This window comes from Leptotrichia wadei, assembly GCF_007990445.1.
Classification (GTDB): Bacteria; Fusobacteriota; Fusobacteriia; order Fusobacteriales; family Leptotrichiaceae; genus Leptotrichia; species Leptotrichia wadei_A.
Map to the genome: position 1 here is coordinate 1538482 of NZ_AP019841.1, position 24023 is coordinate 1562504.

Here is a 24023-nt window from a genome sequence, read left to right on the forward strand (position 1 = left end):
AAAATGACAGATGATAAAAAAGACGAAGAAATCATAAAACTAAAGAAAAAAATAGAAGAATTAGAAAATAAACCAAAAAATAAATTTAAAAAAATTTATTTTTTTTCAGTATCTACAATAATTTTACTTTTAATGATTTTATTATTATTTTTAAACAACAATAAAAATAGTAATAATAAAAAAATAGAGAATACAACTACTGAAACTATAAAAGGAAATACAGAAACTCCAAAAAATGATGAAACTGAAACTGTAAATGAAGATACAAATACGACTGCTGAAGAAAAATATCAAAGTACAATTAATTTAGATGAATATCCATCATGGGGAGCAGATTATCCACATATACCCAATTGTAGAGCTCCAGTAGAAGGATATTTTGATGAAACTACAGGAATTGGTAAAATTAAATATACAAGATGTGTTTTTAATCCAGACAATTTAAAAAATGATGTTGGAGATCCTAAAGATGAATATTTATGGCTAACTATAAAATTTTCTAATTTAACACAGGAAAAATTTAATTCACTAAGAAACCTTGAATTTACTTTTTTTGATCCAGATAATGTTATTAATCAAGTTGATGGTAAATTTTACGAATACAATGGTGCTTGGATAACTAATCAAGAAATTAATGGTGTTAATTATGAAAGTTTTAAAGCATTAAAATTTTAACAATTTAAAAATAGAGAATTAAATTTAGAATATCCAATTCTCTATTTTTTTATTTAGATCTTTTTATATTTTTCATAAAATTTCAAAAATTCTTTATCTTCAGACAACTTTTTCTCAAATAAATCCTTCCGATTTTGAATAGTTTTTTCAATAGACTTTGTTAACCGATATTCATCAATCTTAGCATGATTCCCGCTTCGCAAGACTTCTGGAACAGTATAGCCATCAATTTCCACAGGTCTTGTATACTGCGGAAATCCCAAAAGCCCGTTATAAAATGAGTCAGTTTCAAAAGATTCCTTTTTTATTACACCTTCTTTTATACGGATTACAGAATCCATGATTACAAGAGATGGCAAATCTCCGCTGCTCAGCACATAATCGCCAATGGAAATTTCTTCATCTACAAATTTATCAATTACTCTTTGGTCTAATCCTTCGTAACGCCCTGAAATAAGGACAATTTCCTCTTTTTCTGAAAGTTCTGTAACTTTTTTATGGGTCAATTGTTTCCCTTGCGGAGATAAGAAAATTACGTAAGGCTTTTCTGAATTTTCATTATTTTCATTGCTGTAAAATTCGTAGTTTTCATAAAAGAAGTTCCAGTAGGCTTCTGGCTTTAGAACCATTCCAGCACCGCCGCCAAAAGGGATGTCATCCATCTGGCTATGCTTATTTCTGGCATAATCTCTGATGTTTATGATATTAAAATTGATGATGTCCTTATCACTTGCTCTTTTTAGGATTGTTTGTGATAAATATTGCTCAAATAATTCTGGAAATAATGTGAGTACGCTAAATTTCATTGATTTTACTCCTTTTATAATAATTTTAAAAAATAGAATTTAATGACACATCTAATAAAATTATATTAGATTTTATTATTCTCGCATTCCATCAATTAGAGTTACTTCAATTTTCCCATTTGGAAAGTCAATTTTTGTTACAAATTCATCAATTAGCGGGATCATGATTTCTTTTTTGGTATCAATATCTTCGATAATTAAAATGTTATGGGCAGCGGTTTCCATTACATCAACAATTTCACCGATTTTATTATTTTCAGAAAATACTTCTAATCCAAATAAATCCTTTATATAAAAGTCATCTTCACTTTTTTCCGGCAATAAATCACGTCTAATTTTAACTTTATAGCCATTTAGTTCCTTTGCACTATCGACATTGCCAATTTCTTCAAAATCTAAAATTGCTTTTTTTTCATTTAGTCTTTTTACATTTTTTACAGTAAGCAATCTTTTTTTGTCATCTTTTTCAAGAAGAACACGCTCATTTTGGATAAGTTCGATGTTTTCAAAAATTGAGTTAATTTTGACGCTTCCCCGTAAATGGTGTGTTCCAACAATTGTTCCTATATTTACTAAGTTTTCCATTATTTACTATTATTTCTCGCTTTCTTAATTTTTTTATTTTAATTAGATTTCCTTTTTTAATTTTGTAAATTTTCTGCTATCTTCAGCAATTATTTTCAGATCATCCAGGTCAATTCCATCAAAATTATCTGCAACTGCTGAAATTACCCCTTCCAAAAACGGAGCATCTGCAATTTTAGCTTCAACTTGCCCTTCCAATTCCTTTATTGCCTTAACTGCATTAAATACAGAACTTCCCATATCGACAAAGACAAGCACTCCTGCTCCCTTGTCAGCACGGATTATAGCCTGCTTTACATTTTCAACATTTGTTCCATAAACTTCTCTTTTCGCATTTCCTCCATTTTCCAAGGCAAAATCCTCTTGCTTGAACACTTTTACAAAGCTAATAACTTCTTCTGCAAGTGTATTACTGTGGCTGACTACTACAATTCCTACTAGTCCTTTATTTTTTGCTTCCATATTTCTGTTCATTCTCTCCTTCCAGATTTTCTATATATTTTTTATTAATTTAATTTTCGCCTAGCAGCCTATCTAAAACTATTGAGACAGCACTTCTGACACACAAATGATTATATTGGGTTTTTCCACGGATTGGCTCTAAAATTTTGTAGGACAAATCCATAATTTCACTTGTAAGTCCCCATCCAGTTCCAAATAAAATTAAGTATGGAGTGTCATCTTCGACTATTTCCCTGCCTAAATCAGCATATCCTACAGTATTTGGGAAAATTTTTGCTGAAGTTGTAATGATTTTTGGCTTTTTTCCTTCGATTTTCTCAATTGTTTCTACTGCACTTTGGACAGAATCTTCAAGTTCTGTATTTTCAAAGGCTTCATTTCGATTTTTGTTAAATTCTATTCCGTTTCCTTCAGTCCAGTAGCCGATTATTCTGCCTGTCAGCTCCTTCTGGGCATCAACTGGAGTAATTATGAAATATTTTTTTATATCATAAGTTCTGCATGTTCTGGAAATGTCGTGTATATCAAAGTTTGTAACGGAAGTCGCTACAACTGCGTTATTTTTATTGTATACAGGATAGTGGACAAGTCCCACATATATGTTATCTCTCATTTTTTTGTTCCCTTCTTGTTTTTGATTTTTTATTTATTTCGTATTTGTCTATAGCCACGTATTTTTTCATTTTTTTCCTTATAAGCCAGAGCCATAATGAATAAAAGCACAGTCTGTATCCAAAAAATCGCAAAATCAGTAAAATTATGAACTACAATCCCAGCAATTAAAGCAATTTTTAAGACATTATTTCTGTCGTTTCTTAAAATATCGTATAAATATCGTAAAAATACAGTAAGCAAAGCTATCGTTCCAATTAATCCGTAGCTTAAAAGCAATTCTACCAATGCATTATGCGAATGTGGATACACGTAATTCGTAAATTTATAGTAAAAAAAGTTTCCGTGTCCGTATAAAAGATTTGTTCTTTTGAAAATTCTAATTGCCATATCAATAATTTCTACTCTTAGCCAAAAATACTCTATTAGCGTGCTTTCTCGCAAAAATGGAAAAACTCCTGAAATTACTCCTAAAATATATGACAATAGCATTAAAATTAATCCTGCAAAATATCTTCTTTTCAAAAAATAGAAAAAAAGTACAAATACTCCAAGAATCACTGCAATTAGCGATGACCTTGAGCCTGTTATCAGGATTGTTAAAATATTCATAATAAATACGGCAAAATTAATTTTTGACCTTTTTTCAAAAGTAAAATATAAATTTATAATTGCCGACATCATCATAATGCTTCCAAGATAATTTGGATTAAAATATGCAAAATATCCTACTCTGTTATGCGTGAACAGAAATTCACCAATTCCAATGAAAAGCGATATTCCAGAAAATTTTGCCATCCATTCCAGATTATTTTTTTTAAATTCCACATCTACAATCAATGTATAATAGCGCCCGACTATAATGCACAAAAATATTGGAATTGCCATTAATCCCAGAATATTTTTGTAAAAGGCAGATGTTATAAGGGAAAATCCAAGAACGATTCCCACAGTAATAAGTGATTTATCTTTAAATATCTTTTTATATTCTCCAGTTGTAAAAATATTTATTAATATTAAAATACTAAATAAAATAACCAAAGCATAATGCACAAAAATTGATGCACCTAAAAGTAAATATAATTTTTCCAGATATTTCTGTCTTTTCTCAATTTCCAAGGTTCCTCCTTTAATTTTAATAATTTATAAAACTCCCTGCTCAAAAGCATAAGGATTATATTTTCCACTTCTTGTATCAATACTTTTTATAATTTTTCTTACTTCATCAGCATTTTCAAACGTAAAATCCAGCCTCAATTCATCCAAATCCAGTTCATAAATCTCATCTAGCCTTGGAATCAAATTCATCGGCTTATCCAAATAAAGCTCAATATTATCTAGATCATTTTTCACAATTTTATACTTATCATAAAATTCTCCTTCCAATTCTTTGTAATTCTCATCAAAAATTTTATGCTCAATATACATTCCCTTTAGATAACCGTAAATCACAAGACCCTTTTTCAATTTATCGGATTTTATGTTTTTTAACTGTCGATAGCTTAATTCTGGCGATAAAAATACGGTTTCTAAATTTTTAAAGTTAGAAAACATTTCAATTGTATGATTATTGAAAACGTTTAAGTTCCAATCTAAGGACTGCCCTCTTGCTCCAGTTTTTTCTCCCATGATTGCCTGATAAAGGTTAGAAACTAAATTTGTTCCAATTTTTATTTTATCTGTTTTGGACAAGTTCTTTTCTTTGGCAACATCAAACTGCTTTTGGTAAATTTTTGTTATTCCCATTTCACGACAGGCTTTTTCCTGCTCATCATTTGCAACAAGTGCTGAAATAACTGGTCTTTTCTTATTTTCTGTATTTTCATTTTCCTTACCTTCAGAATTTTTATTTAATTCAAAATCATATTTTTTTCGCTCAGCAGCTGTTCTTTTATATGATTCCAGCAATTTTTCCAAAAGTTCTGAAACACATTCCCTTTTCAAATTTTTTAGTTCACTAAAGGGAATAAACGAAGTTCCATCATAATCAATCTGAATTTTTCCAAGCTCAAAAGTTGTATCCCCTAACTCTCCAATTTTTTCGGCAATTTGCTCCTTCGTAATTAATTTTCTGGCATCCTGCTCGATAATATCCCCTTTTTTCGTAACAGAAATTATCTCATTTTTCAAGTTTTCAATTTCCAGTGTAAGTTCAATTTCCTGCCCTTTTTTTGCCAGCAATTTTGCATTAACAGCCGCATGTCTTTTGGAAACCTTTATATTATGAATAATTCTGTCGTTAATCTCTTTAGAATAATTTTTATAAATGTACTTTGTCCCTTTCGGCAATTTTCCAATGGAAATAATATCATATTTATCAGCTTTTGAAGTTTTTTCTCCAGCTTTTTTATCTTCATTTTCCTTGCCTTTACTTTTTGGATTCTGTTTTTTATTTTTCTTTTCAGAATCTTTTTTTCCAAACTCCCTATTCTCGCTATTTCCATTTTCATAAGCTTCAATAATCCTAATTTTATTTACATATTCTCCGCCAATCTGTTCAAAATTTTCATCTACAAATTGAACTCCATCTCCTAAAATTAATTCATCATCAATTTTAAAGTTATTTGACTCTCCAATTCTCGCTCCTAGAAAATATCCAAAATTTGAAGAATATTTAAAATTCATAAGTTCGTCATCCAAATAAAAATATCCCTTTGAATACCCACGATTAAAGAGTTTGTAGCTTTCTGTCGGCCGTGGAGTCCCTTTTAAAATATTATCGTAATAACTTACGGTTTCATAAACATATTCGCTCGATTTTTTCCGCCCTTCAACTTTTATCGCATCAATTCCAATGCTTTTTAGCAAATTAATTTCCTTTTCCTGCAGAAGCTGGTCATTTGGACTTAAAAAATATGCGCTTTTTCCATTTTCATCTGTAAACTTTTTACGGCAGGAATATGCACAAAGTCCACGATTTCCACTTCTTCCCCCAATAAAGCTGCTTATATAGCAATTTCCAGAATAGGAAATGCAAAGCGAACCTGATACAAAGATTTCCAGCTCTATATCAGTTTTTTCACGGATACTTTTTATTTCTTCAAAGGAAAGTTCTCTTGCAAGACAGACACGAGTTAGGCCCAGTTCCTTTAATTTATTGGCTTCCACGTGATTTGCCACAGTCATTTGCGTACTTCCATGAATCTTCAAATTTGGAAAATTTTCCTTTAGAAACTTTACAAATCCCAGATCCTGTACAATAACAGCATCAATTCCGTGTTCATAAACTCTTTTAACATTATTGTACATACTGTTAATTTCGCTGTCCTTCAAAATCGTATTCAAAGTCATAAGCGTCTTAACCCCACGTGAGTGAGCATAGTCAATCCCGTCAAATACCTCCTGCATAGCCAAATTCTCATTATTTCTTCTTGCTCCAAATCCTTTTAATCCAAAAAAAACTTCGTTGGCTCCAGCTTTTACTGCAGCAACTAATTTTTCATAATTTCCTGCTGGTGCCAAAATATTCATTTTTTTATTTTTTCCAAAATCCATTTCCTGTTTCAACTTAATTTTCTCTCCATTTTCCCAAATTTTTTCATTTTTTATATTATAGCAAATTTGCTATTTTTTTCCAATTTATTTTTCTACTTTGACAGAATAAAAATTTTAATATAATTTTCATTGATAAATATGTTTGACAACCTAAGTTTTTTTATCTTTAAAAAGTCAATTTTAGATCGATTTAATTATATTATCGCTTGACAATATTGTCAAAACATTTTATGAACTCTCCCGCTTTTAAATTTAAATAATGATTAATATTCATTAAAAATTAATATAAAATGTTTGAAAAATATTTGCCATTATGATATAATACAATGAAACAGAAATATTTTTGGATTGTTTTCATATTAAATGTGCTTTAAAGCTGGATTTAAAGGAGATGAGAGGTTGTTTTGAACTTAACTTTGGTTGATTTTTATTAATTTGATTTTAAAAAATGATGACCAGAGCTGATTTTTAGAGCGATAAAATATGAATTTAGATTCCAAAATAAACAAACGATACTATTTTCCTGTTGGAATCATAGGTTTTTCAAAGAATAAAAAAACATCTTTGTCTATTTTTCAAATAGTTTTAGTATCAAAATTTAGTAAGTTATTGTAAAAGCAAATAAATTATTTATGTCAAAACTGCTTGCCAGAAAGCGAAAAGATAGCAAAGACAAGCATTAAAACATATTGTATTTCTTAAAAGTCTTCTACTTTTACAAATAACTATCAAAATTTAGAAAAAGGAGATTAGAAATGACAAACAATTTAAGAAAGGCAAAAAAAGACTTATGCTCATTTGCTAAAAAATGCAAAGATTTTAAGTATACAGATTCAGCATTAATTATATTTTTGATTACAGGTGTTATAAACATTGCAAACAACTTGTTTTCTGCTGAAACGGGCAAAAGCATCGAAAATCAAAAACAAGTCATCACTACATCAATAAAAGATATACACAATCAATTCACGGAAGTCCGAAGAGAAAACGACAGACTTCTAAAAAAATCAAATATGGAACTAATCAAGCTAATGGAACAAGGAGATCATGTAGTTAAGTCGCCTTGGTCAAGCTGGCAATATGGAGTCAATAATTTTTATAACGACTGGCACGGCACATACAAAGGCTACGGAGGCAAAGCAGGAAACACGAAGTACACAAGAAATCCAGATGACAAGTTTGGAACTTATTCTGGAGGAAAATATGGAGTTACAACTCTTAGCAGAAAGGTTATAGAACCTGTTTCAGTTATACCTATAAATGCAGCAGTTAAACCTAAAGATATTCACAAAACTCCTTTGAATATTAATTTGCCGAAAATTTTGGCTCCAAATACCCCTAATTTGAATATAAGTGTATCGGAACCTGCTAAAATAGATGAGATAAAAGTTAATGTTCCTGAAATTACTGTGACACCACCTGTGGTAAGTACAGATGTATTTACTAATTATGATTTCGATCGGGCATACCAAGGTAAACCTGCGGGTGCGGATATTTTGGAAGGTCAACAACCAAAAGATTTTGATGGGAATAATAATGTTTTTTATGCTGGATATAAACCCGTTTACAATAGCGGAAATTTTTCAGGAACTGGAAATTTTGAAAATGCAAGTGGTATAATAGATACCTCTTCAAATCCAAATCAAGATAATGAGTTTCCAATTTATTTTGGAGGTGGTATAACACCTAATATAATTTATGCTCATGGTGATGGCTATACTTTAGGCAGACAATTTAAATTGAGCAATTTTGATATACACGTAGCTGGTGGTAATCGTAATAGAGCAAATGTAATTGGTGAAATTGGAATACATACAGTTGCTAATGGAAAAATAGAAAATGTGCATGGATATTTGTATGGTCAAGCTGCATTTATTTCACTTGAAACTTGGTGGGCTGGAAAAACAGAATTAACAAGTGTTAAGTTAGATGTAAAAGGAGAGCAGAATACAGTATTTTTTATTTTTCCAACAATATACCAAGAGATAACACGTAACAATCGAGGTGCATATTATCAAAGAGGAGGATTTGTGGGAGATTTTTCTGCTGATATAGCTTCCAAAAAAAATATAATATATTCTATACTAGGGGCTTCAGGAAGTTATGGAATAGATAGTACCGGAACTTATAAATTAGAAGGTGCAGGTAACTTAGTTTATGCAGGTTTAGGATATTCAGCAGATTTCTCTAAATTTGCTGGAACAGGAATGATAAGAGGTGGTTCAGCAACTAATTGGAAACCATTTATAAAATTAACACAACCTGTGGAATCTTATGGAGATAGCAATGTAATCTTATTCTTTAACAATACTTTATCTTCATCAGCTAGTCAAAAACCATGGCTATCTAATTTACCTAGTCTAAATCCACCGCAAGCTATTATTGAAAGAGATAACTGGAATAAAACAACAATAGGTATTTATCAAGGTGAAATAGAAGCAAGAGCTAATATAGGTAATCAGGCACAGATAGATAAAACTAAAACTACTCAAACATCTGCTGGTGATACAGAACACAATATTCATTATGTTGAAAAGAATGTGGGAGTTTATGCAAAATCTGGACAAAGAGACGGTATTACGCCATCTGCAGATTTAGGAGCTGAACTTAGTAAAACTAATAATGCCGCATTTGATAATGATTTAATACATAATTTGCAAATAAACAATGCTGAAATAACATTTGGGAAATACTCTAAAGATGGAATTATGCTAGCTTCAGAAAATGGAACTGTTATGGATGTCTTGATGCCGACTAATTCTAAGATTAAAACAACAATGGGATCATCTGTTAAAGATTATTCTAGCACAACCGCTCCAACCTCTTCTTATAATGATGCTAATAATAAAGCGGCAACAGGAACAATAATTGCTTATTCTAAAGGAACATGGGATACAGGAAATTATTATAAAAGTGCAATTGATCATAAAAATCAAATGCAATCGTCTAGTGCTCAAGCATTACAAGGAAAAGGAAGTGAAATCAACATAGGAAAAGATGTTGAGTTGTCAGCAAGATACAGAGAAGTTACAGATGATAACGGCAATAAGTCAAAATCATATCCAATAGCTTTTGCTGCAACGAAAAAAGGTAAAGTAAATGCTTACGGAAATACAACAGCTCATGGATATGGTTCTATAATTGGATATGCTTCTGATGAAGGAAAAGTGACTAACTATGGATCTGTTACTGCAATAGATGATGCGGCATCAAATGATGACGACACTAAAAAATACCATTACACAAATATAGGAGGATATGCTACAGGTCTTGGAAGTAAAGTAACTTTAGGTTCAAATTCAACAACTTCAAAAGTAACAGTATCAACTTATGATGGAAAAAATAAGGTTAGCTCAATAATAACTCCAACACCAACAACATCAACTATTTACGGAATAGGAGCATTAGCTGATCGTGATGGAGAAGTTGTTTTAAGAGGGAAAACTAATATTAACACAGGTACAAGCGGCGGATTGCTTGCTTTAAACGGTGGTAAAGTAGAATATGAAGGCGGAACAATAACTCATAAAAATAATGTAACTTTAGGACCATCAGTTAACGACCATGATAATACGACACCGTTTTATGCTAAAGGAGATAGTTCTAATGGATCAATTGTGTTTACAGGATCAACAACTTTGGATATGTATGATGGAGTACTAATTACAGGACAAGAAACTGATTATAATTCATCAACTACAGGTACAGAAATGTATAGAGGGCTAGGAAATGTATCTGTAAATTTACAAAGTGACAATGTTACAATTGGAGCATTTAGCGGATTAAATAATTTAACTTGGGATAGTCAAACAGATGCAAGTCATACATATATAAATGGACTACCTGGAATTTCTAAATTCAGCGGACATACTATAAATACAAATAATCATTCATACAAGAGTATTTTGACGGATGGAAAATTAAATGTTACTTCAACAAAAATTGAGCTGGACAGCGCTGCAGACCAGTACAATAAAATACAAATGGCAAATGAAGTTGTAACAATTGGAAATACAACAAATGTTACAGGAAATGTATCTTCAGCTACTATAAAAGGTCAAGGGCTTTCAATGGGATCTCTAAAAACAGCTACTTCAAATGCAACAACAGGATTTAATAATGAAGGAACAATAAGTGTCACAGGAGGAACAACAACTTCTGGTATTGCTGGAATGAATGTAAGTTATGGAACAATTAACAATGGAACATCTGCAGGGTCAAGCGCTTCAGTAACAATTGATAATGGTGCTGGACTTTACGGAACTAACGGAAGTAAACTTGTAAATAATGGAAAAATTACTGTTGCTTCTGGAGCAGGAATAGCTGGAATCGGAACAGGACGTACAAAGCAAGAATACGGAACAGATGTTAAAACTTCCGCATCATTAGGAGGAACTAAAACAGTAGAAATAGAAAATCACGGAACAATAAATGCAGCAGGAACAGGTTCAATAGGAATTTATGCTGAAAATAATACGAATGCACCTAAAGCCAATGTAACTGTATCAAGCGATAAACAACTAACCGTTGGAACAGATGGAGTAGGAATTGCAGTAGTTTCGGCTACACCTGCACCAATGTTAGTTAATCATGGAACTTCTGATGAAGGTGGTACAATTACGGTAACTGCAGCAGGAACAGGACCTGATATTAAAACAGGAGTAAACGGAAAAGGTATCTATGCTCAAAATTCTGATATTACTTTAACAGGAAATTACATGATTGAAACACCTGAAAAAGGTATCGGTATCTTTGCCTCAAAAAATACAAATGTAACTGGAACTCTTGAATATAAATACAATGGAAGCACAACAGGAACAGGAATGGGTATCATTTATGACCAAGCAGGAGTAGCATCGCATACTAATAATGCAAATGTAAAACTTACAAATGCTACAAACACAACAGGCGGAATGATTGGAGTTTATACAACAGCCGGGACAGGAAATACCCTTACAAATAATGGAGATATTACTGGTTCATCGGCAGCGCTTGAATTTGGTATTGTATCAGATGGAGCAGATATAATTAATAAAGGAAATATAACATTAGGAAATGCAGCATTACAGGAAAATGCAAATGTCGGTATTTATGCGAAAACTAAAAATACGATAACTAATGATGGTAAAATTACTGTTGGTGATAATGCGATAGGAATTTATGGATATAATATTAACAACAATACAGGAAGTATTAAGGCTGGAGATAACGGAGTTGCAATCTATACTCAAGGAGACGGTACAGTAAACTTGAATGCAAATTCTAAAATTACTGTAGGAAAAGATCAAGCTGTAGGCGTTTATGCAGTTGGAGCTAACCAGCACATTAATGTAAATGCAGGATCTAGCATGACAATCGGAGATAATTCGTTTGGAATTGTAAATCTTGGAGCGGGAAATACTGTAACATCTAATACAGCAAATCCAGTAACTTTGGGAACAGATGCAGTTTATGTTTATCAGAATGATAATAAAGGAACTGTAATTAATCACACTCCATTGACATCTGCAGGAGATAGAAATTACGGCCTTTATGGAAATGGAAATATATATAACGATGGAGTAATTGACTTTTCAAATGGTATCGGAAATGTAGGAATGTATGCAACTACCGGCGGAACTGCGACAAACCTTGCTGGAGGAATAATAAAAGTTGGAGATTCAGATACTAACAGAAAAGAATACGGTGTAGGTATGGCAACAGGATATTATGATGACAACCCATTGTCACCAACATATAGACAAGTTTCTAATCAAGGAACTATTATAAATCAGGGAACTATTGAAGTAAGCAAACCTGACACGATAGGTATGTATGCAGTAGGTTCAGGATCTAAGGCAATTAACTATGGAAACATCAACCTTATGGGAAGTAAAACTGTTGGAATGTACATTGACAGAGGTGCAGTCGGAGAAAACTGGGGAACTATCCAGACAACGGCAAGCGGACTTACATCAGCAAAAGGAGTCTATGTAGCTAATGGAGGTTATATCAAGAATTACGGAGTGATAAATATTGCGGCTTCAGATAGCCAAAGTGCAGGAATTTGGACAGATAATGCAGATCACGCCGAAGAAAATGCAAATGGAGTAAATCCTGTAACTCTGACAAGCCAGACAGGAACTTCAACACCAAGAATGAAAGTGGCTACAGCAAGTGACATGAAGGAAATGGGAGGAGTCATAGTAAAAGTTCCACCTAAGGCTGCAGTCCCTACAGTAGCGGATGCGCAAGGCAACATAATTCCAATATATAAACTGGATACAGATATGGCAGTGCCACAACCTGCTGAAGTAATAATAAAATCACCATCAGGAGTTACTCCGATAAATCTTTCTGCAAGTGACTATTTCATGAACTTTCCATCATCTTCAGAAATTTCTAGCATAGGAATGTATGTGGATACTTCAGGAGTTAATTATACAAATCCTATTCAAGGACTGAATTACTTGACAGGACTGACTGACATTAATTTGCTTTTTGGGGCAGAAGCTACAAGATATACCACTGCAAAAGCAATTGAAGTTGGAGATAACATTTTAAAACCTTATAATGATGCTTTGAAAGGTGTTGTAACAGGAGGAACAACATTAAATGTAATATCGTCAAGCTTGACATGGATGGCACAGCCTACCAAGAATCCTGTGACAGAACTTCTTGACAAGCTATACTTGATTAAGGTTCCTTATACAGTGTATGCAGAAAAGAATGACAGAAATACATATAACTTCTTGGACGGACTTGAACAACGGTATGGAGTAGAAGGACTGGGAACAAGAGAAAAATTGCTGTTTGATAAGATAAGCAGCCTAAATGGCGGAGAAGGGCATATCTTGGCTCAGGCATTTGATGAGATGAAAGGACACCAATATGCAAATATTCAGCAAAGAACAAATGCTACAGGAAATTCTCTTGACAGCGAGTTCAAATACTTAAAGGACGAATGGAGAAATCCAACTAAGCAAAATAACAAAATAAAAGCATTTGGTTTAAGGGATGAATATAATACTGACACACCTGGAATCATTGACTATAAGAGCAATGCCTACGGGGTAGCTTATGTTCATGAGGATGAAAAGATTAAGATGGGAAATTCTAGCGGGTGGTATGCAGGAACTGTAACAAACAGATTCAGATTCAAGGATCTAGGACATTCGACAGAAGACCAGACAATGATAAAAGCTGGAATATTTAAGACAATGTCACCTAAAAAGGATTATAACGGAGCACTGCAATGGACAGTTGCAGGAGATGTATTTGCAGGAATTAATAACATGAAGCGTAAATTCTGGATAGTTGATGATACATTTGAAGCTAAATCTACATATCATACTTATGGAGCGGCTCTTAAAAATGAACTTGGATATGATATTAGAATGAGTGAAAGAACACATTTAAGACCATACGGGGCCTTGAAAATGGAATATGGAAAATTTAGCAACATCAAGGAAAATGATGGAGAAGTTAGATTAGAAGTAAAAGGAAACGACTATTTCTCAGTAAAACCAGAAGCTGGATTAGAGTTTAAATACATTCAGCCGCTTGCAGTAAGAACAAATTTGACAGTAGGAGTTACAGCTGCTTATGAAAATGAGCTTGGAAAACTGCAAAATAGAAATCAGGCGAGAGTAAGATACACAACAGCAGACTGGTATAATCTTGAAAAGGAAAAGGAAGATAAGCGTGGAAACGGTAAATTTGACTTGAATATCGGGGTTGACAATACTAGATTTGGCGTTACAGTAAATGCTGGATATGATACTAAGGGAAATAATATTCGAGGTGGAATTGGATTTAGAGCGATTTATTAATTTTAAGTTTAGCAAGGGATATTAATCCCTTGTTTACTATATATGAGAAAACATTTTGGAACGAAAAAATAATTAAATACTGAATAAAAAAAATTTTAAAAAAATCATTTAAAAATTCAAAAAAATAGGGTATAATTAATTATAGAAAAAAATATAAAATTTTTAGGAGGAGAAAATGAAAAGAATTGTAACAATTTTTAGTGTAATTTTTGCACTAATGTTAATCGCAGCTTGTGGAAATAAGCCAGCTACTGGAGAGCAGGTAAAAGATGGAAAAACTTTTACTGATTCAACAAATTCTAAAAAATCTGTTGCAGTAGTTTACTCTACAGGTGGAAAAGGTGACAAATCGTTTAATGATGCGACTTTTAGAGGATTACAAAAGGCTCAGAAGGAGCTTGGGATTTCTTTTAAAGAATACGAGCCAAAAGATCCAGCGACAGAAGCAAAAAATGCTTTGACACAATTTGCAGAAACTGGAGAATTTGACTTGATTATCGCAGTTGGTTATACAATGAAGGATTCACTAGTTGCAGTAGCAAAAGCATTCCCTGATCAAAAATTTGCAATAATTGACGAAACTGTAACTGGCCTTCCAAATGTTACTTCTATCTTGTTTAAAGAACATGAAGGATCATTCCTTGTAGGTGCATTAGCCGGAATGATGGACAAGACAGGAACTATTGGATTTGTCGGAGCAAATGAATCTGAATTAATTAATAGATTTTATGCTGGATATGCACAAGGTGCAAGATATATAAAACCTAGCATCAAAGTTTTACCTGTTTATATCGGAGGAAGCAATTCTTTCAATGACCAGGCATCAGCTAAAGCAAAAACAGAAACATTAATTCAACAAGGTGCAGATGTAATTTATCACGCAGCTGGAGCAAGCGGACTTGGAGTATTCCAAGCAGTTAAAGAAAAAAATGTTTATGGAATTGGTGTAGATTCTAACCAAGATTCCCTATATCCTGGAACAATCTTAACTTCTATGATGAAATATGTTGACAATGCAGTATTTGATGTTATAAAAACTACTGTTGAAGGAAAATTCCAAGCAAAAGTCCAAACTTTCGGAATCAAGGAAAATGGAGTAGGAACTACAGACTTTGAATTTACAAAGGATAAAATTGGTGAAGAAAACATCAAACGTCTTGAACAAATTAAACAAGATATTAAAGATGGAAAAATTGTAGTAAAACCTTCAATATAATTTCAAAGCAATAAATATAATTATTTGACATCTATATTAAATAATATTTCTTTAAATTCAAAAAATTACCAACGGCTGTTTTAGAATTGATATAAAAATTAAATATCATTCTTTTACAGCCTTTTCTTTATTAGAAAATTTAAAATTAAATAGGAGATGATTTTATGAGAGCAGTCGACATAATTCAAAAAAAGCGTGATAATAACGAACTTTCAGAAACGGAAATTGAATTTTTATTAAATGGGTATTTATCGGGAAATATACCCGATTATCAGATGGCGGCATTTCTTATGGCTGTTTATTTCAACGATATGACAAAAAACGAATTGTTAAAATTTACAATGTTAATGCGAGATTCTGGAGATACTATAAAATTTGAGGGAATAAATAGGTTTCTTGTGGACAAGCACAGTACTGGCGGGGTTGGCGATAAAGTTACAGTTATTCTTTCTCCTATTTTATCGGCACTTGGAATGGCAAATGTAAAGCTATCTGGAAAGGGTCTTGGACATACTGGCGGAACAATTGACAAATTTGAATCAATTCAAGGCTTTAAATTTTCAACAACAAAAGAAGAAATCACAAAAATTGCCAACAAAACTGGAATTGGTCTTATGGGCTACAGCAATAAAATTGTCCCTCTTGACAAAAAATTATACTCTTTACGTGATGTTACGGCAACTGTTCCAAGTATTCCGCTAATTGCAAGCAGCATTATGAGCAAAAAACTGGCAATTCATTCGGATGTTATAATTCTTGATGTAAAAGTTGGAGATGGAGCTTTTATGAAAAATTTGGATCAAGCTAAAAAATTAGCAGAACGAATGATGGAAATTGGCAAAGGAGCAGGCAGAAAAGTTAAGGTTGTGCTTAGCAATATGGATGAGCCGCTGGGATATGCAGTTGGAAATGCGAATGAAATTATTGAGGCAATAGAATTTTTAAAGGGAAACTATGCTGATGATGTGAAAAAAGTTGTCTATACAATCGCAGGTCTTGCATTAAAGGAAAAAGGTGAAATATCAGAACTTTGTGAGGCTTATGAAAAAATAGACAAAGTTATAAAAAATGGAAGCGCATTACGGATATTAGGTGAATTTATTGGAGAAAGCGGCGGAAATAAGGAACTTGTAAATAATTACGATTTGCTTCCAAAAGCCAAATATAAAATGGAAATTTTTTCTGAAAATGCAGGATATATAAAAAGAATAAAAACAGAAAAAATTGGAAAGGCTGCAATGATTATTGGTGCTGGCCGTGCTAAAAAAGGAGATGAGATTGATCATTCGGCAGGAATAAATATTTTTAAGAAAGCAGGAGAAAAAATTGCGAAAAATGAAAAAATTGCTGAAATTTACTATAATGACAATAAAAATATAACCGAATCTCAAAATATGGTCTTGGAGGCTTTTGAACTGACTAAAGAAAAAGTTGAAAAACCAGAAGCTATTTTAGAAATAATTGAATAAAAAAACTACACTCTATACTATTTTCCATTTAAATAGCAGATAAATCATAAATTTTTTTGCAAGGGGTTAAACCCCCTTGTTTAGCGTATATAATCTCTGTCTTTTAAATAGGTTTAGTATTAAGTGTAGTTTCTATTAATCAAATACTTTTATTTTTACACGTTTCTTCTTTCACGTTCTCTTCTTTCCCTTCGTGAAAGCGGACGTCTTGGTTCGTTTATCGCATCATTTGGAACATCGTCACCAATCATTTCATTTTCATTATGTTCGTATTTTACATTTGAAACTTCTTCATGTGTCAAATTATTTGTATCTTCTTCGCTACGAACTCTTAGTTTAAGGATAAATGAACTTGTTTCACGTTTTATTGCATCTATCATTTCATTATAAACATCGAAAGCTACAATTTTATAATCGTGAATTGGATTTCTTTGTCCATAAGAACGCAATCTTATTCCTTCACGCAGTTCTGTCAAATCCTTCAAATGTTGTCGCCATTTAGAATCCAGCACTTCTAACATAATATATCTTTCGATTCTTCTAAATACTTCACTTCCAACAGCTTCTTCCTTTTCATCATAAACTTTTATCAAGTCATCATAAACTTTGTCAGAAATTTCTTCAGCGCTTGCATCTTGTAAGTCTTCTGAAATTTCATATTCAAATGTTTCTTGAAGTTTGTCTGCCAATAAATTGAAGTCCTTTTCTCCATTGCCTTCACCAACATAAGCTGAATTTACAATATCGTCCACTGTATCTGAAATCATTCCAGTAATCAATTCCTTAAGATTTTCATTTTTCAAAATGGCATCCCTTTGTTCATAGACAACTTCCCTTTGAGTATTGTTTACATCATCATATTCAATAAGGCTTTTTCTTGATGAAAAGTTTCTGCTTTCAATACGTTTTTGCGCATTTTCTACAGATTTACTGATTTGTTTATGACGAATTTCCTCATCTTCATCAATTTTTAACATTTTCATCATTGCTTTTAACTTATCTCCACCAAACAATCTCATCAAGTCATCATCTAGCGACAAATAAAATTCAGATGTTCCTGGATCTCCTTGACGTCCAGCACGTCCTCTTAACTGATTGTCAATACGTCTGCTTTCGTGTCTTTCAGTTCCTAAAATAAACAGCCCTCCAGCTTCGATAACCCGTTTTTTGTCCTCTTCGCATTCCTTCGCATAAGTTTTATAAACATCTTCATATTCTGGTGTTCCCTTAACTGCAACTTTTGTAGCAAAAGACTCTGCATCTCCACCAAGTTTTATATCTGTTCCACGTCCTGCCATATTTGTCGCAATCGTTACTGTTTTAAAACGTCCAGCCTGTGCTATGATTTCCGCTTCTCTTTCGTGATGTTTTGCATTTAATATTTCATGCGGAATTTTTGCCTTTTTAAGAAGTGCTGATACTTCTTCAGAATGTTGTATTGAAGCTGTACCGACAAGAACTGGCTGTCCCTTTTCATAAAGCTCTTCTATTTTTCTTGCAATTGCTTTATATTTAGCATTTTTATTCATATAGATTACATCTGGCAGGTCAACTCTGGCTACAGGTCTATTTGTAGGCACTACAATAACTTTTAACTTATAAATTTGTTTAAATTCATCTTCTTCTGTTTTTGCAGTCCCTGTCATTCCAGAAAGTTTTTCATACATTCTAAAATAGTTTTGCAGTGTAATTGTCGCAAGTGTCTGATTTTCTCCTGCAACTTCCAATTTTTCCTTAGCTTCTATAGCCTGATGCAGCCCATCTGAATAACGTCTTCCTTCCATAAGACGCCCAGTAAATTCATCAACTATAATAACTTCATTATCATCATTAATAATATAATCTCTATCTAGTTTAAATAATTCCTTTGCCTTCAATGCCTGTGTCAAAAAATGTGTCAGTTCAACATATTCTGGCGAATACAAATTTTCAATTTTCAATATTCTTTCAACATTTTTAATCCCTTTATCAGTAATCGTAACCGTATGCGACTTTTCATCAACTTCATAGTCTTCCCAGTCTTCATCAGGGATAACTGTATTTTTCTTATCTTTAATTTCTTCAGTCTTGTAACTTCTTTTAAGTTTTTTAGCAACTTCTGCAAAAGTGTTATACCACTCTGTAGTTTCTTCAGCAGCTCCCGAAATAATAAGCGGTGTTCTCGCTTCATCAATCAAAATCGAATCTATTTCATCGACAATAACATAATTATGCCCACGTTGAACCTTCTCATCGAGTTCTCCAACCATATTATCTCTCAAATAGTCAAATCCAAATTCATTGTTAGTTCCATAAGTAATATCACAGTTATATGCATTTTTTCTTTGTTCTGGCGTAATATTTCCAACAACAACTCCTGAAGTTAGCCCTAAAAACTCAAAAAGTCCAGCCATAATATCTCTATCCCGCTTTGCAAGATAATCATTAACCGTTACAACATGAACTCCTTTTCCTGGCAATGCGTTTAAATAAATTGCAAGTGTTGACATAAGGGTTTTTCCTTCCCCTGTCTTCATTTCCGCAATGCTTCCCTTATGCAAAATCATTCCACCAATAAGCTGAACATCATAATGACGCATTCCTAATAGTCTTTTAGCAGTTTCTCTCACTGTCGCAAATGCTTCCACCAATATGTCATCAAGTGACTCCTTTGCCAGTCTTTCTTTAAATTCCACAGTTTTATGCTGCAGCTGCTCATCTGTCAGTTTTTCAAAAATCGGTTCAATTTCATTAATTTTATTTACCAATTTCTGCATTTTTTTTATTTCTCTATCATCTGATGTACCAAATATTTTTTCTCCTAATTTTTTTAACATATTTTATAATTTTTCCTTTCTCATATTAAATTTTTCAAATTATATATTAAATCCATTTATTACAAAATATTCAGTTTTTATTCACGTATTCTCAAATTATTCTCATTCTTTTTACTAAAAAAAGCATAACTATCTTGGGAACCTCCAGAAATTTTACCATCATCCTGATAATTTTTATTTACAAAATAAATAATATCCTGATTCCCTTTAAACAAAAAAAACAAGTTATTATTATTTTTTTCCTTTTCCTTCCTTTTCCCAATCTTTTCCAGTTCTTGTGTAAAGCGCCTATTATCCCTGCTCTTAAACTGATTAATCTTCACAATCAGATCCCTAATATCTTCATGGCTCAAATTGTTCTCATTTACAAAAACACTCAATTTATGGCTAAAACTAGGCGTTCCTATCAAACTTGAATAAGTCATCATAAAAATAATACAAGTCATCACAAGCATTATACTTTTTCTTCTATCTATAATCATCTTTTTCATTATTATTTTTTATTCCTCTAAATTAAGTTATATATTTTAGTCAAAATTTACTTATTATATCATTTATTATGCCTTTTGTCTATTGTACTTATATTTAATATTTTTTATATTTAATTTTAATTATCTAACTTAAAAATTACGACAATCTATTTCTAAAATCCTCATACGTAAATCTTCTAATAACTTCAACTCCGCCTTTTTCAGTATAAACCGCAATCGCAGGCAAATTTATCCCATTAAAAGTATTTGTCTTTACCATACTGTAATGTGCCATATCAGTAAAAATCAGCTTATCTCCCACTTTTACCGGCTCATCAAAGGAATAGTCACCAATTATATCTCCAGCAAGGCAAGTAGGCCCTCCCAATCTATAAGTATATTTTTTTTCTCCTGGTATTCCTGAACCAAAAATAAATGGACGATACGGCATTTCAATTACATCTGGCATATGGCAGGAAGCTGAAGTATCCATCAACAAAATATCCATCTCATTTTTTGTAATATCCAAAACTTCTGAAACCAAGAATCCCGTATTTAGTGCAACTGCTTCACCAGGCTCCAAATAAACTTCAACATCATATTTTTCTTTAATATAATTTATCCATTTTATAAGTTTCTCAACATCATAATCCGCCCTTGTAATATGATGTCCGCCCCCAAAATTCAGCCATTTCATATCATACAAATATTTTCCAAATTTTTTTTCAAAAATCTTTAGAACATTTTCCAAGGCATCTGAATTTTGCTCACAAAGCGCATGAAAATGAAATCCATCCAACCCTTCAATCTCATCTTCCCTAAAATTTTCAAGCGTCACTCCAAATCTGGAAAATCTTCCCGCAGGATTATAAATTTCTGTTTCAACTTCAGAAAATTCTGGATTCAATCTAAGCCCGCAACTAATTTTCTTGCCATTTTTTTCTTCAAATTCCCTTACTTTATCTTTAAATTTTCTCCATTGATTAAAGGAATTAAACACAATATGATTTGTAATTTTCATAATTTCATCAAATTCATCTTCCCTGTAAGATGGATTAAAAATATGGGTTTCCAGTTTTCTTTCCGTATTTTTCAATTCCATTTCCTCATACCCAAGTCTTGCTTCAAACAGCGAACTTGCCGTAGTTCCATTCAAATATTTTCCAATTAGCGGATAAAAATAAAACATTGAAAATCCCTTTTGTGCAAGCAATATTTTACATCCTGTCCTATCAATTACACTTTTCAATATTTCAAGATTTCTTTTAAGCAATCTCTCATCTACTATAAACGCTGGCGTTGGCAAATTTGTTATATCCATATCAATATATTTATTTTTTGGCATTTTTATCATCTCCTTTTATATTTTTAAATTATTTTTAAAATTTTATTACAACATCTTTTATCTTTCAATTTTTATTTTTTTTAATAACAAATCTTTATCTCTTACTAGAAAATAAATAAATTATGTTTTAATAAAATTTATTAATACAGCAAGAAAATAAAACTGTCAACTTACTTTAAAAAAATTCAAATATATTATATCATATTTTCTTCAAAAATTAAAAAAAAGATTATTCCAATTATTTTTAGAATAATCAATTTTTATTTTTAATGAATTTATTTAATAATTATTTAAAATTCAAACCGCAGTTAAGTATTTAATCAGTTCTCAAAGCCTCCATCGGTTCCAATGCAGCAGCCTTTTTAGCTGGATAAACTCCAAATACAAGTCCAATAATTGTAGAAACAAATATACATATAAGTACTACACCTGGGCTTAATATTGGAGATGTCTTAATAAATATACCGATTAGAAGTGCCAAAGAATATCCAATTGCAACTCCAATTATACCTCCAAAAAATGTTAAAATTACCGCTTCAATCAAGAACTGCACAAGAATGTCCTTTGTTCTAGCCCCCAACGCTTTCCTTAGACCAACTTCCCTTATTCTTTCTGTAACACTGACAAGCATAATATTCATCACTCCAATTCCACCAACAAATAATGAAATTCCAGCAACTCCGCTGATAAATAAAGTTACCATATTCAAAATATTATTAAATTGATCTAGTCCAGAACTTTCTGATCTCACGTTATATTTGTCAAAAGAACTTCCTCTTCTTGACATTAAATCTTTAACTTCGGCCATTGCAATATTTAACGAATTTGCAGAAGTTGCCTTTACTTGCAGCTCTTCAAACTTATTCTGCTCCCCTCCATTAATAAATACTAAAAACTGATTTGGTATAAGCCCGCTCGACGGGGCACCTCCTCCACCTCCAAAATTTAAACTAGAATAAGGATCTTTATACACTCCGACAATAACTAACTCATATCTGTTCTTTTTAAAATTTAGAGTTACTTTTTTTCCTATTGGATTTTCATCTGGATATAACTGTTCTGCTGTGGAACTGTCGATTATTATAAATCTTCCGTCTTTTTTATATTCACTGGGTAAAAATTTTCTTCCCTTCACTATAGTAAAATTTGATATTTTAAAGTAATCTTCTGTGACTCCTGTACCCATAAACATTTTTGTATTTCCATCAATTTCAATTCTGGCAAAGGCACTAGAAGTTGGACTAACTGCTTCAACTTCTTCTATTTTTTTTATGTTTTCAATATCCTTTTCTGTCATCAGATCCTCAGTTTTATAAGTTTGTCCAGGAGAAGTGTCAATCGAAATATTAAAATTTCCCACTCCTAGCTTATTTAAATCCCCTGTTATATTTTGCTTCATTCCAGCTCCCAATGACGACATCATAATAACTGCTCCTATCCCAATTATTATACCTAACATCGTCAAAAATGATCTCACTTTATAACTAAGCAAATTGGATAAAGATAACTTTAGTGATTCTAAAAAATCCATTTACACTCCTCTCCGATTTACAACAATCTCATCTTTTTCAATTACGCCGTCTTTTAATCTAATAATTCTTTTACAATGTTCGGCGACATCTTCCTCGTGAGTTACCATAACAATCGTTGTTCCTTTATCGTTTAATTTTTTAAAGATTTCCAAAATTTCTTCAGTTGATTTGGAATCTAAATTTCCAGTTGGTTCATCCGCTAAAAGTATGTTTGGATTATTAATAATGGCTCTCGCAATTGCAACTCTTTGCCTTTGTCCTCCAGACATTTCATTTGGCTTATGATGAATCCTATCTCCAAGCCCTACACTTTCAAGTGCTTCTATTGCTCTTTTTATTCTTTCTGACTTTTTCACTCCTGCATAAAGTGCTGGAAGTGCGACATTTTCAACAGCATTCATTTTAGGAAGCAAATTAAAAGTCTGAAACACGAATCCAATTTTTTCATTTCTCACTTTTGCTAGTGCATCGCCTTTTATTCTAGAAACATCTTGACCATCCAAAATATATGTTCCTGAAGTCAGACTGTCAAGACAGCCCAAAATGTTCATAAGTGTGGATTTTCCACTTCCACTTGGTCCCATAAATGCGACAAACTCTCCTTTTTTGACCGATAGATTAAGTCCTTTTAATACGGTCAATTCTAAATTTCCATTTTTATAAGTCTTTACAATATCTTTTACGTCTATCATAAATTTACAATTCCTTTATCAAATTTTAAATTTTTTT

At 32.1% G+C, this 24023-nt stretch carries 15 protein-coding genes; 4 read left to right on the top strand and 11 right to left on the bottom strand.

The window, feature by feature from the left end:
• Window positions 1-3: 3 nt before the first annotated feature.
• Window positions 4-675 (top strand): hypothetical protein, encoded by a 672-nt coding sequence (locus tag FVE74_RS07385; protein WP_147003953.1) that lies wholly within the window; start codon window positions 4-6, stop codon window positions 673-675.
• A gap of 53 nt (window positions 676-728) precedes the next feature.
• Here the strand turns inward: FVE74_RS07385 and trmD are convergent, their stop codons facing one another.
• From trmD to FVE74_RS07415, 6 genes are all read right to left on the bottom strand, one after another.
• Window positions 729-1481, bottom strand: a complete 753-nt coding sequence (gene trmD, locus FVE74_RS07390) for a tRNA (guanosine(37)-N1)-methyltransferase TrmD (protein ID WP_147003954.1) — start codon at window positions 1479-1481, stop codon at window positions 729-731.
• Between the two features lie 75 nt (window positions 1482-1556).
• A complete protein-coding gene (gene rimM, locus FVE74_RS07395) occupies window positions 1557-2066 on the bottom strand; it encodes a ribosome maturation factor RimM (protein ID WP_147003955.1) in 510 nt (169 codons plus the stop codon).
• 42 nt (window positions 2067-2108) lie between these two features.
• The gene (locus tag FVE74_RS07400) at window positions 2109-2540 is read right to left on the bottom strand and encodes a PTS-dependent dihydroxyacetone kinase phosphotransferase subunit DhaM (RefSeq protein WP_232053906.1); all 432 of its coding nucleotides are present in this window, start codon (window positions 2538-2540) and stop codon (window positions 2109-2111) included.
• 37 nt (window positions 2541-2577) lie between these two features.
• Window positions 2578-3141, bottom strand: a complete 564-nt coding sequence (locus FVE74_RS07405) for an RNA methyltransferase (protein WP_147003956.1) — start codon at window positions 3139-3141, stop codon at window positions 2578-2580.
• A gap of 29 nt (window positions 3142-3170) precedes the next feature.
• Window positions 3171-4259, bottom strand: a complete 1089-nt coding sequence (locus tag FVE74_RS07410; RefSeq protein WP_147003957.1) for an O-antigen ligase family protein — start codon at window positions 4257-4259, stop codon at window positions 3171-3173.
• A gap of 24 nt (window positions 4260-4283) precedes the next feature.
• Entirely contained in the window at window positions 4284-6635 is a 2352-nt protein-coding gene (locus FVE74_RS07415) for a peptidase U32 family protein (protein ID WP_420028890.1), read from the bottom strand.
• A 755-nt stretch (window positions 6636-7390) separates the two neighbouring features.
• Here FVE74_RS07415 and FVE74_RS07420 point away from each other — a divergent pair.
• The 3 genes from FVE74_RS07420 to FVE74_RS07430 all read left to right on the top strand — a co-directional run bounded on the left by FVE74_RS07420 (window position 7391) and on the right by FVE74_RS07430 (window position 17131).
• Window positions 7391-14446 (top strand): autotransporter-associated N-terminal domain-containing protein, encoded by a 7056-nt coding sequence (locus FVE74_RS07420; RefSeq protein ID WP_147003959.1) that lies wholly within the window; start codon window positions 7391-7393, stop codon window positions 14444-14446.
• A gap of 175 nt (window positions 14447-14621) precedes the next feature.
• The gene (locus FVE74_RS07425; RefSeq protein WP_147003960.1) at window positions 14622-15662 is read left to right on the top strand and encodes a BMP family lipoprotein; all 1041 of its coding nucleotides are present in this window, start codon (window positions 14622-14624) and stop codon (window positions 15660-15662) included.
• A gap of 164 nt (window positions 15663-15826) precedes the next feature.
• Window positions 15827-17131, top strand: a complete 1305-nt coding sequence (locus tag FVE74_RS07430; protein ID WP_147003961.1) for a thymidine phosphorylase — start codon at window positions 15827-15829, stop codon at window positions 17129-17131.
• 155 nt (window positions 17132-17286) lie between these two features.
• Here FVE74_RS07430 and secA read toward each other — a convergent pair whose 3' ends face one another.
• The 5 genes from secA to FVE74_RS07455 form a co-directional block, all read right to left on the bottom strand.
• Window positions 17287-19947 (bottom strand): preprotein translocase subunit SecA, encoded by a 2661-nt coding sequence (secA, locus tag FVE74_RS07435; protein ID WP_147003962.1) that lies wholly within the window; start codon window positions 19945-19947, stop codon window positions 17287-17289.
• 77 nt (window positions 19948-20024) lie between these two features.
• Window positions 20025-20438 (bottom strand): hypothetical protein, encoded by a 414-nt coding sequence (locus FVE74_RS07440; RefSeq protein ID WP_147003963.1) that lies wholly within the window; start codon window positions 20436-20438, stop codon window positions 20025-20027.
• A 136-nt stretch (window positions 20439-20574) separates the two neighbouring features.
• Window positions 20575-21762, bottom strand: coding sequence for a carboxynorspermidine decarboxylase (gene nspC, locus FVE74_RS07445; protein WP_147003964.1), 1188 nt, complete (start codon window positions 21760-21762; stop codon window positions 20575-20577).
• Between the two features lie 316 nt (window positions 21763-22078).
• Window positions 22079-23293: an ABC transporter permease gene (locus FVE74_RS07450; protein WP_147003965.1), complete on the bottom strand. Its 1215-nt coding sequence runs from the start codon at window positions 23291-23293 to the stop codon at window positions 22079-22081.
• The gene (locus FVE74_RS07455; RefSeq protein ID WP_147003966.1) at window positions 23294-23986 is read right to left on the bottom strand and encodes an ABC transporter ATP-binding protein; all 693 of its coding nucleotides are present in this window, start codon (window positions 23984-23986) and stop codon (window positions 23294-23296) included.
• Window positions 23987-24023 lie beyond the last annotated feature (37 nt).